The following is an 11,758-nucleotide window of genomic DNA, read 5'->3' as shown; positions in this document are numbered from 1 at the left end:
ATTGTGGCATCCCGAGCCCGCGGAAAGAAGCTGCGCCGCGGGGGAGGCGACCCAAATGGCTTTCTCATATCGTCTTCATACCAAAACACCATGCGCCACAAACCCCACCTACGCCAACAAAAAGTTGAACAAATTTTTTCCCATGTCTGTACATAGTTTGTTAGCCAAACGCGATTATCAGTGTAGATCGCCGTTCCATATGGGCTTCAGGAACGCGCCTAATCACCGTTAGCATCCCATTAACCTGCATCAACGTGAACAACATCCCAAAATAACCCCCTTAAGCACGCTAAATGAACGATATGTTGTCCAACGCAGCCCAAATCAGTTTCGCTAACAGCTTGTGCTAGGATACCTAACGTTACATGAGTTCAACTGTGCTCGCGGCTCCAGCAAGCCATAAAGCGCAGGGTCGATCAGCATCCGGCCGTAACGGCGGTGTTAGAAAAACCACGAGCTCCAATATTGATTGCCATGCGCGATTTTGTACTTTTTACGGCTAATTACATCTTCGCTTTAGCCAGTTCAATAAGTTGCTACGGCAAATCACAGCAGTCCTTCAGCTGTTTGCGTGCGGTCCAGTTTTGAAATCACTCGACCGGCTCGCACGCAGCCAGCTGAGGTTGTAGGCATTTTTGCGATACGTGCCTGTGACATCAGTGTCGCTTTTATACATACCGTTCACGGTGGGACAGAGCCACGTGCTTGTCTGACTGGGCTCAGGGTTTGAATATGGAGCGCCTTCGCGCACAAGCGCCCTGGCGAAGCCATACCCAAACCCCGTGAGCCACACGTAAGACAGCAAGGGGGTGATGCTCGTGTGGTATGTGATCCAGGTCATTAACGGTCGCGAAGACGTAATGCGCGAGCGCATCGAGCGCATGGTGCCAGCCGGCACCATGCAGGAGCTCTTTTATCCCCAATTTCAAACCGAGATTAAGGTACACGGTGAATGGGTCAATACGACCAAGCCGCTCTTTCCCGGTTATCTTATCTGCGATACTGCAGATCCACGCACCGTGCAACAGTATCTGCTGCGCATGGACGACTTTGCCCGGGTGCTTGCCCAGGACGGTCAGTTTGTGCCGCTGGCAAAAGAAGAGGCTCAACTCATAAGCAGCTTTACGCATAGGGGAGACCGCGTAGTGCCCATGAGTGAGGCCCTAAAAGACGGCGACCAGGTCGTAGTAACCGCTGGTCCGCTACTGGGCCACGAAGGCCTCATCAAAACCATTAACAGACGCAAGAGCACTGCTTATTTGGAGCTCGACCTGTGTGGCCGACGCGTGACTACGCGCGTTGGCCTTGCCGTGCTTTCAAACGAGCAACGTGCCATGCGAAGCCTCAAAAAGGCGATCGCCTAGCTGCTGGCGATTGCCGCTCAAACCAAAGAGGACATTCGGGTCAGGGACGTAGTGTTGGAAGAGAACGTGTCAGGTAAAACAGAATATGTAAAGGATGCGCCCGTGGATGCGGCACCGATTGATCAAGTTAGGGATTGGCGGGCAGACTCTCAGACTCCTGTTGCTACGGAGTTTCCTCTCCCCGTTGAGAACCCTGCTCCGGCGCAAGGCTTCGTTGCGACAGGAAGCTATAGGGCGCCTGCTGCCGATCCCAACGCTGCTGCCCCCAGGAAAGGTGGGCCAGGCTACTTTGCCTTCAAGCGAGCCTTCGACATCGTATTTTCTGCTGTGGTCTGCGCGGTGTTGGCCGTCCCCGTTGTAGCTGCATGCGTTGCCATTGAGATTGACTCTCCCGGCAAACCGTTTTTCCGTCAAAAGAGAGTCGGTAAAGGCGGTAAGCCTATCTATATTTTCAAACTCCGCACCATGGTTTCTGATGCTCACGAGCACCCAGAGAAGTACATGACCCCTGAGCAGCTGGCTCAATGGCGGCGTGAACAGAAGGTCGACAATGACCCGCGCATTACGCACGTGGGCCGCTTTCTTCGGCACACTTCGCTCGATGAGCTGCCGCAGTTCATCAACGTACTTACGGGCGATCTATCCGTCATTGGACCAAGGCCTGTGACACTCGAGGAGACCTTCGAGTACGGTGACGCCCGCGACGAAGTGCTTGCATGTAAGCCTGGCATTACTGGCTGGTGGGCAGCGACAGATCGCAACGACTCAACGTGGGGGAGCGGTCAGCGTCAGGCACGCGAGCTCTTCTATGTACGACACCAGTCGTTCGGTCTTGACGCTCGCGTGTTTGTAAAGACCTTCAAGGCGATGAGGAAGGGTAAGTAGATGGGTCGCCCCTCATTCAAGGAATCAAAAACAGCCATCGTGATTATTGCCTGGAACTCGGATCATTTCATCGGTGCATGCGTTGAATCGGCGCTTTCTCTAAGATGTCGAACCCTTGATGTTTGGGTTGTGGACAACGGCTCGAGTGACTCCACGCCCGATATTCTTTCAGCTCTTGCTAAGGACGATAAAAGGCTACACGTTATCTCTGCTGGTAGAAATCTCGGTACAACGGTGTCTCGTAACTTAGTTTTGAAGCAGTTGAGCGTTGATACCGATTATATTTGCATTCTCGATTCTGATACCGTCGTGAACCAGTCGGCCTTTGAGTGTTTGGCGGCAGTGCTTTCTGATAGCTCTGTCGGGGTTGTCGGGCCCACGATGATTAACTCCTCCGGCGAGACACAGCTCTCCGGTAGGGCCTTGCCCACTTTGCCTATTAAGCTAGCGAAAGCATTTCCCTTCGGTGAATTTGCACAAAAGGCCGCTGATTTAGAGATTCCAAGTACTTCAGTTGTACGAGGTCTGCAAGACGTTGGCTATTTACTTTCGGCTTGTTGGTTTATACCGCGCGAGACTCTCGAAGTCGTAGGCTTTCTTGATGAAAAGATATTCTATGCGCCCGAGGATGTCGATTGGTGCTTGAGATGTCATGAGTCAGGGCTTCGTGTCGTTCGTTGCTATGAGGCTTACATCGTGCATGAATATCAACGCCTTTCGCACAAAAAGCTTTTTAGTAAAACTAATTTTGAGCATATTAAAGGGCTTTTATATTACTTTGCAAAACATCGTTATCTGATTAAGGCCCCGGAGCTGAAAGGCCCATTTAATGCTTAGTAGGGATCTTATTTTCTTTTACATAGATGCCTTGGGCCGTTCTTGCCTTGGGGGCAATTTATGAAATATCTTTCACGGATTCTCGCGTCAAACCATCGTTCTGATGGAATTCATGTCCTTTGTTATTCTGAAGCTTGGGGACAGGGCGGTGTTGAGACGTTCCTAATGTCGATATTTCGACGTTGGCAGGGTAAGGGGTTCTATTTTACGCTTTTCTCCTGCTGGGACTGGAACCTTGCGCTAGATGCTGAACTCGAGGCATTGGGGATTGATCGTTTCACAGTTTTCCCCGACAGCAAGCCCGGGCAGGTGAAGCGCCTTTGCGAGGGCTCTGCTGCTTTCGGTGCGTTAATCAACGAGATTCGTCCCGACGCCGTCTACGTTAACACCATGAACGGGATGGGCTTCCTTTATTCCGAGGTCGCACAGAAACACGGCGTTCCTGTGCGAGTGGTGCACTCGCACAACTCGGCCTTCGGGTCAGGGCAGGCTGTCGTCAAGGCCGTCATGCACAGCTTCGGCAGGGCCGCGTTCGGCGGTAGCGCCACTGTTCGCCTCGCCTGCTCCGCCGACGCAGGGCATTACCTCTTCGGTGCCCGCCCCTTCGAGGTCGTGAACAACGGCATCGACACTTCGCGCTTTGCCTTCGACCCTGCTGCTCGCACCGAGATTCGCTCGCGTTTCGGCATTCCACAAGACACGGTACTGTTCGGCAGCGTGGGTCGCATCGCAGAGGCGAAAAATCCACTTTTCCAGATAAGGACTTTCGCCGAGGTCTTACGCGCCGTGCCCGGTGCTTACTACCTGATGGTGGGTGACGGCGATATGAAGGGTCAGGTTAAAGCGTTGATTCGGGAACTCGGTATCAATGACAGAGTGATCATGCCTGGCTACCTTCCCGATCCCGCCCCCGTTTACTCAGCCCTCGATTGCTTCCTTATGCCCTCCTTATTCGAAGGTCTTGCCATTGTGTGCATTGAGGCTCAATGCGCGGGATGCCGCATTGTGTGCTCCGAGGCTCTCCCTCCTGAGGCCCATGTATCTGATGCCGAGGCCTTGCTGCCGCTTTCCGCCGGTGAGCGAGCATGGGCTGAGAAGGCAGTCGAGATGTCGTACATGGATGTTGACAGGCCTGCGTACGCTGCGTCGGTGCGTGAGGCAGGCTTCGATGCCGATGACACTGCTCGAATAGTTGCTGGAGTTCTAATAGGAGGTAAAAATGCCTAATTATTTGACCCCAAACGAAGTTAAGGCAGAGGAGCTCGCAATGCTTGTCGAGTTCGGGGACCTCTGCAAGAGGGAGGGGCTTAGATACTCGCTCGCTGGCGGCACGCTGCTGGGTGCGGTGCGTCATAAAGGATTCATCCCTTGGGACGATGATATCGATGTGTCCATGCCACGTCCCGATTTTGATAGTCTGGTCGCACTTGCGCGCTCAGGGGCTTTGCCGATAAACCGTTCACTTGAACCTTATTCGGGCAACTGGGGACATCCGGTTTTTCTGAAATACATTAATCGCAATATCGCTGTGGATGCCCATTACGAGAACGGGGAAGGCTTTCTCTGGATGGACGTTACTCCCGTCGAGGGGCTTCCCGCCGACGAGAAAGAGCTTGCTCGCATATACAAGCGAGCTGGTAGGCTCCAACGGATTCTCATGTTCTGCAAAGCAGACTCTAAGGAAGGAAAGACACGGCTGAAACGCGCTTTTAAGCGACTATTTGTGCCTGTTGCAAATGCTGTAGGGGCTTTCGACCGCTCGCTCTCCAAGCTGGACGATCTGGGAAGGGGATGCGTTTTCGGGAGCACCCCTTGGGTTGGCTGCACAGTATGGGGTCTATACGGAACGGGCGAGCGATACTCCTACTCGGGCTGGGAAGAAACTGTTCAACTCGAATTTGAGGGACAGAAGCTTAACGCGATTTCCTGCTGGGATGCTTATCTTTCGGGTCTCTACGGCGACTATATGCAGCTGCCACCCGAGGACAAGCGCATAACGCATGAGATTAAGGCATGGAGAACCAATGATACTGAAAAATAAAGATACCTCAGTGACCGCCGTAATATTCGCCGGCGGTGTCGGGACGAGAATGCATTCGAAGGACCTTCCGAAGCAGTTCCTTCGCATACATGGCAAGCCGATAATTGCGTGGACTATAGGCGTCTTCGAGAAGACACCTTGCATCGACAATGTCGTTGTTGTGTGCAATGCCAACTGGCTCGACTACTGCCAAAGCATTATTAGCGAGTTCAGTCTGAACAAGGTAAGAGCCGTTGTCGCTGGTGGCGAGACGGGTCAGCTCTCCATCCACAACGGCCTTTTGTCCGCAGCGAAACTATCCGACCCGAAGAAGACGGTAGTACTCATTCACGATGGCGTTCGTCCTCTCATCGATGCAGGCACCATCGAGCGCAACGTGGCCTCGGTGGAGGAGTTTGGCTCCTCCATCACATGCGTTAAGGCGAAGGAGACTATCTTGGTTAAAGCCGACGACGGAGTAGAGATCGTCCCACGTGAGAACGTGTTGCTGGCTCGTGCCCCGCAGGGATTCTGGTTGAGCGACATCCTGGCCGCACATAAAATGGCACTTGACGCGGGCGAAACTGGCTGCATCGACTCTGCAACAATGATGAAAGCGCAGGGAAATGACTTACACCTAATCGTTGGGCCCGATGAGAACATAAAGATAACCACTCAAGACGACTACTATTCGATGCGCTCCATCCTTGATTCACGCGAGAACAACCAGCTATATGCAGAGGGGGAAGATGAATAATGGGTGCATACGGGATAAACAACACCCTTGAGGCAGACTTCGCAGGAATAGATCGTGAGCTGATCGCCACCTTATCGGGTAAAGTCCTTGCCGTCTCCGGCGCCACAGGGTTCTTGGGGTCCCTGCTCGCTCGTCTCGTTATTTGGGCCAACGACAAGCTAGGATTGGGCACGAGACTAATCTTGTGTGTTCGTAACGCCGCTAAACTCGACGTCATCATGCCCGGAATTGCCGCTAGGGAGGATGTTACTGTCGCAGTAGTTGATTTCTCCGAGCCTTGTGCGGCTCTCAGCATAGACTTCGACTGTCTTGTCCACACTGCCGCCATTACCACTTCGAAGGTTATGGTTGAGCGTCCTGCAGACGTAATTAACATTATGATCAACGGCACGAGATGGGCACTCGAAAGTGCATGCATGAATTCGAAGTCGAAAGTACTCTTCTTATCATCCATGGAGGCCTGTGGTAGCTTTGACGATGCCGTGGACGTATACGAGGGTACGATGGGTGCTATCGATATGGGCTCGGTACGATCTTGCTACCCCGAGGGCAAGCGGCTCGGAGAACTGATGTGTCTTGCTTATGCAAAGCAATTTGGCATCAACGCCGTGGCTGGGCGACTCGCCCAGACCTTCGGAGCGGGGATTCTGCCGACCGAAGGTCGCGTCTTCAAACAGTTTGCCTCGAGTGCCATGGCTGGTGAGCCAATCGTGCTCCATACGGACGGGATGAGCGAAGGCAATTACGTGTATTCGACCGACGCTCTCTCAGCTATTCTTTTGCTCTTATCCAAGGGCATCTCTGGGGAGACCTACAACATTGCGAATGAGGCATGCCACTCAACGATCCGCGGCATGGCAGAGATGGTGGCAGAAAGATTCGGAGGTGACCATTGTAGCGTTGTAATCGAAGGAAAAGACTCCTCACAGTTCGGATACGCTGCACCTACGAAGATGACGTTACGCTCGAACAAACTTCGCGCGCTTGGTTGGGAACCGAAAGTTAATTTAGAAGAATCTTACCGCAGATTGATTGGTTTTTTAGCTGATAGTAACAGCAATTGTTAGCTAATCTAATTTAACTGTTTATAACAGTTCCAGCTGTGTTTTCGGTTCCGGACGCCATTAGTGTCCGGAACCCGGTATTGTTTAAAATTGGGATCTTAATGATAAGCACTATGAAATCCAATAAACCTCGTGTTTTAGTTTCAGGAGTTGGGACACGTTTTGGTGGTACTGAGACCGTAGTGAGCCGCTATATTGGCGCTTTGTCTGAAAAATATGCTTTCGACACTATTAGCTCAAGACCATATCAACAAGTCGAGTACTCAATGGGAGACAATAGAATCATCAATATACCGGGGTGGAAAGAAAATCCCATTGAACATATAACCCGACTTCGCCGCTTATTTTACGGGCATGGAACTGAATACTGTGCTTTTTGGCATAATGCAAACTCTTATTGGAATATTGAAACAATTGAGCTTGCGGCTAAGGCAAATATTCCTGTTAGGATTTGTCATTATCATTGTTCACAAGCACTGGGCGGGCCAGCGAAAAGGTTTTCCACCTGGGCACTTAGAAAACATGTTGCGAATTTAAGCAATGTTTTACTCGCCTGTTCCCAGGAGGCTGGGGAATACGCGTTCCCTGGTCATACTTTTGACATTTTAAATAATGCTTTTGATGTTTCCTTATTTTCATATCAGGAAACAAACCGTCTTTCAATTCGAGCTGAACTTGGTTTAAGGGATAGTTTCGTCATCGGCCATGTTGGACGGCTTTCATCAGTGAAGAATCAGATATTGTTGGTTCGTTCTTTACCCGAAATTATTAAATTTAGAGCTAATGCAATGCTGGTGCTAGTGGGTGAGGGCCCCTCAAAAGAATTGATCATGGAAGAGGCGCGATCTCTTGGTGTCGAAAGCCATTTGGTTCTTACGGGGCCTCGCATGGATGTAGCCTCTCTTCTGTCCGCATTTGACGTGTTTGCTTTTCCCTCGGTATTCGAAGGGCTCGGCATGGCTGCGGTCGAGGCGCAAGCAAATGGATTGCCCTGTGTGATTTCTGATCAGGTGCCTCGAGCTGTTGCCGTCTCAGACTCAGTTTGTTTTCTACCTCCAGAAAACCCCTCTTTGTGGGCTGACACGCTCTGTGCCTTTGATCGTTCTTCCTTTTGCCTCAAACCAAAATTAATAAATAGATTCGATATCAATAAAGAGTCATTAAAACTTGCGGAATATTTCAAAGGCTCCAAGCCCGGATTCGGTGACTAGGATACATCATCATCCTTAGACCTTCTTGCATTAGAACTAAGCGGCAAATTAAATAATTTTGCATTGCATATTATGCCGGTCTGTAATTTGAGCAGTTCTTTTTGAAACAGGTGATTTAGATTGTCAAGGTTAAAGGTCGATGAAGCTCTATATTACTTTGCATTTGCCATCTTCTCTATTCAATGCGCAATCGAACGTACGACATTTACTGAGATTCTTTTCATCCCAATAGATGAATTTACTTCACTTACTCAGGCTCTCATAGTATTCTCTCTCATCTCGAAATACATCATGCAGAGAGCATCATTTAAATGCTGGGCATTCTCGTTAGCAATTGTTCTTATAAGCTTCATTTCCTGGCGTCAATCGGGTGAAAGCTCGTTATTTTGGGCTTCTATATTTATAGTCTGTGCAAACAACGTAAGGATCCGACCCCTTGCAAAAATTGCATTAACCGTATCCTTTGCCACTCTTATTATCACAATATTATCTGCCGGTTTCGGAGTTATCGAGAATAAAGTATTTGTTCGCGGTGGAATCACTCGATATGCCCTGGGATTTAACCATCCGAATGCATTAGGCCTATATCTCTTTAATGCGTGCGTTGCTTTTTCCGCGCTTCGCTTCGGCAAGAATCCTATACCCGATTTCGGTTTAATTGCTGTTTCTATTTTAATCAATTTAACTTTTGCCGACTCACGAACTTCTGCACTCCTCTTAGTTTTACTGGCAATATTCTTGACCATTTTTTTCTTTGTGAGAACAGACAGATTGCGTAAAAAGGTATTAACCTATTTCCTTGTGGCTGTATTTATAGTTATTATCGTAAGTGCATACTTAATGATTGCCTATGATCCTTCCAATCCTATTCAATTTGAACTTAATAAACTGCTTTCTGGTAGGCTGAGGCTTGCAAATGGTTATTTCGAAATGCAGCCGATTACTTTGTTTGGATCAGATTTCTCCGGCTTACCACCAATCTATTGGGAGAATGGTGTTCCGTCTGCATTTGTTGTGGACAACGCTTGGTGCCATCTATTGCTTAGGTTTGGCTTGATACCAGCATTCTGTTTTTTGTTCGGCTATATCGCTATCTTAATCAAGGCTGTACGTCAAGGTTGGTGGAATTCAATCTTCTTCGGGCTTGTCCTGATGAGCATTTATGGACTGTGTGAAACGCTTGGTATCCATTTCGAATGCAATTATTTCTTATTCGCTGTTGGAGCTGAACTACTCTATACAAACGTTTTTATGAGCGAAAAGTCATCAGCGACGGGCCGTTCATATTCATATTTCGAGATTGGTAACAATTGTGTCTAGCATCAATACCCGCAAGTCGGACATTGTTTGGAATTATATTGGAACGATTGTTTCGATGGCGAGCGGCTTCGTACTTCTCCCGCTGCTCATGCATTTCCTTTCTAGCTCTGAACTTGGCCTTTGGTATGTATATGTAGCATTATCCAACTTTGCCATGCTATTTGAGTTTGGCTTCAACCCAACTTTTGCTCGAAACATAGTCTATGTGATTAGCGGAGCACGACATCTATCCATTGAAGGCTGCGACATAAAATCAGTTCAAGAGGGTATCGATTGGCATCTCCTGAACACTGTAATAAAGGCTTCAAAAGTTATATATGCAATCCTCGCTGTTGTAGTTTTAGCTCTGCTCTCGACGATAGGCTCTCTGTACATATCGTTTGTGGCTTCTGGAATGGGTTCATTCGATATTTGGGTCTCCTGGGGTCTATTTTGCGCATCAGTGTTTCTTAACCTTTATTTTCTATGGTCGATTACTGTTCTTCGCGGATACGGCGATATAGCTGGCGAGAATAAGGCAGTCGTTATCGGAAGAGCGGCTCAGCTATCCGTTAGCGCCATACTGCTGCTATTGGGTTACGGTCTTGTTGGCGCAGCAATCGGATATCTTGCTAACGCTATACTGCTTAGGCTTTCAGCTGTAGTCATGCTCAGGAAGCATAAGGAGATCGAGAAGGGGAGACATTCAGACACGATGCCGGTAGAGGCATCGTCGATCCGAGAAATTTTCCTTACTATTTTCCATGTAGCATGGCGAGACGGCCTCGTGCAACTTGCGGTATACGCCTCGACCCAAGCCATGAGCATTCTAAGTTCGATTTTTCTTGGGCTAGCCGAGACGGGTACATATTCAATCCTTCTTCAGTTTGCAAACGCCATTTATAATTTTGCATCAACGTATCCAAAGTCTTTCTTTCCGGCGATGCAATCTGCTTTCGCAGGGGGAGACATGGAGAGGCAGAGAGAATATGTCTCCACAGGCATCGTAGGTTACTGGGGTCTGTTCGCTATCGGGACTGCTGGTGTTTACATTTTCGTTCTTCCCCTGCTACCCCTCTTTAAGCCCAACGTTTCCGTTGATTACGGTCTATTTCTGGGCATGTGTCTCTACCTCGCGCTGCTTCAGCAGCATTCAATCTTCTGCAATTACATAATAAGCATGAATGAAATACCGTATATGTGTGGTTACATCGCTGCGGCGGCACTCGGCACCGTGCTTGTTTGCCTTATGTGCGGTGTCTTCGATATGGGCGCTTGGGGAATTGTTCTGGGTCAGGCCTTCTCCCAAATTGTTTACAACAATTGGAAGTGGCCTATGTATCTTTGCAATAAATTGAATATGACTTACCGTGGTATCGTTGTTGAAGGCATTCGCAACTGGAAGGGAAAGCTCACGCGGAACAGACGGTAGCCGCATCTCGCCTCGTTGTGATTTGCCTATCGTTGAGGTACATAACTCAAAGCATTAGCCGGTATTCAAATAACTTTATTAACCAGCCTTAAACTAGGGTCAAGTTTGCGACTGTACAGAATAAGATTTGCGATTCATGATAGGTGCGCAATACGGCTAACTTCACATCAAGCGTTCTGCCAATTTCTCGAAAGCACCCATTTGGTTTGAGTAAGAAGTTTAAGCGAGTTTCTTTTTTAATCAACAGCAAGCCCGTTAAGTCGTGCCCCGAAAATTGCTTTGTCTTAGGTACAAGAAATATCCGAATAATTAATTTAATTAAGGAAGAATGGATATAACTGTGGCTTCGACTCATAAAACAGCTAAGGTTAACTATCCAAATTTGGATCTCATGAAGTTCTTTTTGGCCTTGCTTGTAGTTGAGATTCACACAAGGCCATTGAAGTGCTTTTATTTTGCAGAAACCCTGATTGAAGGGATTGATGTGCTGGCCGTACCCCTCTTTTTTCTCGCGTCCGGCTTTCTTTGTTTTCGAGATCTTAACTATGCATCCTTTGGCGTTGTTATTTCCGCTGGCACTGAACGCGTCCGCAATACCATTATTAAATTATTGCGCTTGTATTTGATATGGACTCTTCTCTATCTTCCCCTCACCATCTTCGGCAATGTGCTTCTCGGTAAAAACCTTCTTCATGGTTCTTTATCCTTCATCCGGGGAACTTTGTTCGTAGGGGAGAATTATTATTCGTGGCCTTTATGGTATTTGCTGGCGAGCATCGTTGGTTTCACGCTTGTCTTTATTTGCCTTCATAGGGGGGTGTTCCTATAGTTTTGTCAACTGGGCAATGCTGTTTTCGAGATTGAATCGCGACATGCTAACGCCAGGCCT

At 48.7% G+C, this 11,758-nt stretch carries 11 protein-coding genes; all 11 read left to right on the top strand.

Annotated elements, in window-relative coordinates; genetic code table 11:
* Positions 1–812: 812 nt before the first annotated feature.
* The 11 genes from loaP (at position 813) to ABHR63_RS09585 (ending at position 11,698) form a co-directional block, all read left to right on the top strand.
* Entirely contained in the window at positions 813–1,364 is a 552-nt protein-coding gene (loaP, locus tag ABHR63_RS09635) for an antiterminator LoaP (RefSeq protein ID WP_346965412.1), read from the top strand.
* Between the two features lie 54 nt (positions 1,365–1,418).
* Positions 1,419–2,249, top strand: a complete 831-nt coding sequence (locus ABHR63_RS09630) for a sugar transferase (protein WP_346965990.1) — start codon at positions 1,419–1,421, stop codon at positions 2,247–2,249.
* Complete coding sequence (locus tag ABHR63_RS09625; protein WP_346965411.1) at positions 2,250–3,086, top strand: glycosyltransferase family 2 protein; 837 nt, start codon at positions 2,250–2,252, stop codon at positions 3,084–3,086.
* Between the two features lie 60 nt (positions 3,087–3,146).
* Complete coding sequence (locus ABHR63_RS09620; RefSeq protein ID WP_138112517.1) at positions 3,147–4,313, top strand: glycosyltransferase; 1,167 nt, start codon at positions 3,147–3,149, stop codon at positions 4,311–4,313.
* A 40-nt stretch (positions 4,314–4,353) separates the two neighbouring features.
* Entirely contained in the window at positions 4,354–5,127 is a 774-nt protein-coding gene (locus ABHR63_RS09615) for a LicD family protein (protein ID WP_346965410.1), read from the top strand.
* The gene (locus ABHR63_RS09610) at positions 5,111–5,863 is read left to right on the top strand and encodes an IspD/TarI family cytidylyltransferase (protein WP_346965409.1); all 753 of its coding nucleotides are present in this window, start codon (positions 5,111–5,113) and stop codon (positions 5,861–5,863) included. Before ABHR63_RS09615 ends, ABHR63_RS09610 begins: the two co-directional genes overlap by 17 nt.
* The gene (locus ABHR63_RS09605; protein WP_346965408.1) at positions 5,863–6,930 is read left to right on the top strand and encodes an NAD-dependent epimerase/dehydratase family protein; all 1,068 of its coding nucleotides are present in this window, start codon (positions 5,863–5,865) and stop codon (positions 6,928–6,930) included. Before ABHR63_RS09610 ends, ABHR63_RS09605 begins: the two co-directional genes overlap by 1 nt.
* A gap of 110 nt (positions 6,931–7,040) precedes the next feature.
* Positions 7,041–8,138, top strand: a complete 1,098-nt coding sequence (locus ABHR63_RS09600; protein WP_346965407.1) for a glycosyltransferase — start codon at positions 7,041–7,043, stop codon at positions 8,136–8,138.
* 291 nt (positions 8,139–8,429) lie between these two features.
* Positions 8,430–9,458 (top strand): hypothetical protein, encoded by a 1,029-nt coding sequence (locus ABHR63_RS09595; RefSeq protein WP_346965406.1) that lies wholly within the window; start codon positions 8,430–8,432, stop codon positions 9,456–9,458.
* Complete coding sequence (gene wzx / locus ABHR63_RS09590; protein ID WP_346965405.1) at positions 9,451–10,869, top strand: O-unit flippase-like protein; 1,419 nt, start codon at positions 9,451–9,453, stop codon at positions 10,867–10,869. Before ABHR63_RS09595 ends, wzx begins: the two co-directional genes overlap by 8 nt.
* Before the next feature lie 340 nt (positions 10,870–11,209).
* Positions 11,210–11,698, top strand: a complete 489-nt coding sequence (locus ABHR63_RS09585; protein WP_346965404.1) for an acyltransferase family protein — start codon at positions 11,210–11,212, stop codon at positions 11,696–11,698.
* The last annotated feature ends 60 nt before the right edge of the window (positions 11,699–11,758 follow it).

It is taken from the genome of Collinsella aerofaciens, assembly GCF_039752775.1.
In the GTDB taxonomy this organism is placed as follows: Bacteria; Actinomycetota; Coriobacteriia; order Coriobacteriales; family Coriobacteriaceae; genus Collinsella; species Collinsella aerofaciens_R.
The sequence above is the reverse complement of the archived record's forward strand: the minus strand, read 5'-3'. Positions and strand labels throughout refer to the sequence as shown.

Bases quoted from the DNA above. Each gene is read 5' to 3' on its own strand.
- loaP (WP_346965412.1), top strand. From the start codon at position 813: ATGCTCGTGTGGTATGTGATCCAGGTCATTAACGGTCGCGAAGACGTA.
- ABHR63_RS09625 (WP_346965411.1), top strand. From the start codon at position 2,250: ATGGGTCGCCCCTCATTCAAGGAATCAAAAACAGCCATCGTGATTATT.
- ABHR63_RS09620 (WP_138112517.1), top strand. From the start codon at position 3,147: ATGAAATATCTTTCACGGATTCTCGCGTCAAACCATCGTTCTGATGGA.
- ABHR63_RS09615 (WP_346965410.1), top strand. From the start codon at position 4,354: ATGCTTGTCGAGTTCGGGGACCTCTGCAAGAGGGAGGGGCTTAGATAC.
- ABHR63_RS09610 (WP_346965409.1), top strand. From the start codon at position 5,111: ATGATACTGAAAAATAAAGATACCTCAGTGACCGCCGTAATATTCGCC.
- ABHR63_RS09605 (WP_346965408.1), top strand. From the start codon at position 5,863: ATGGGTGCATACGGGATAAACAACACCCTTGAGGCAGACTTCGCAGGA.
- ABHR63_RS09600 (WP_346965407.1), top strand. From the start codon at position 7,041: ATGAAATCCAATAAACCTCGTGTTTTAGTTTCAGGAGTTGGGACACGT.
- ABHR63_RS09595 (WP_346965406.1), top strand. From the start codon at position 8,430: ATGCAGAGAGCATCATTTAAATGCTGGGCATTCTCGTTAGCAATTGTT.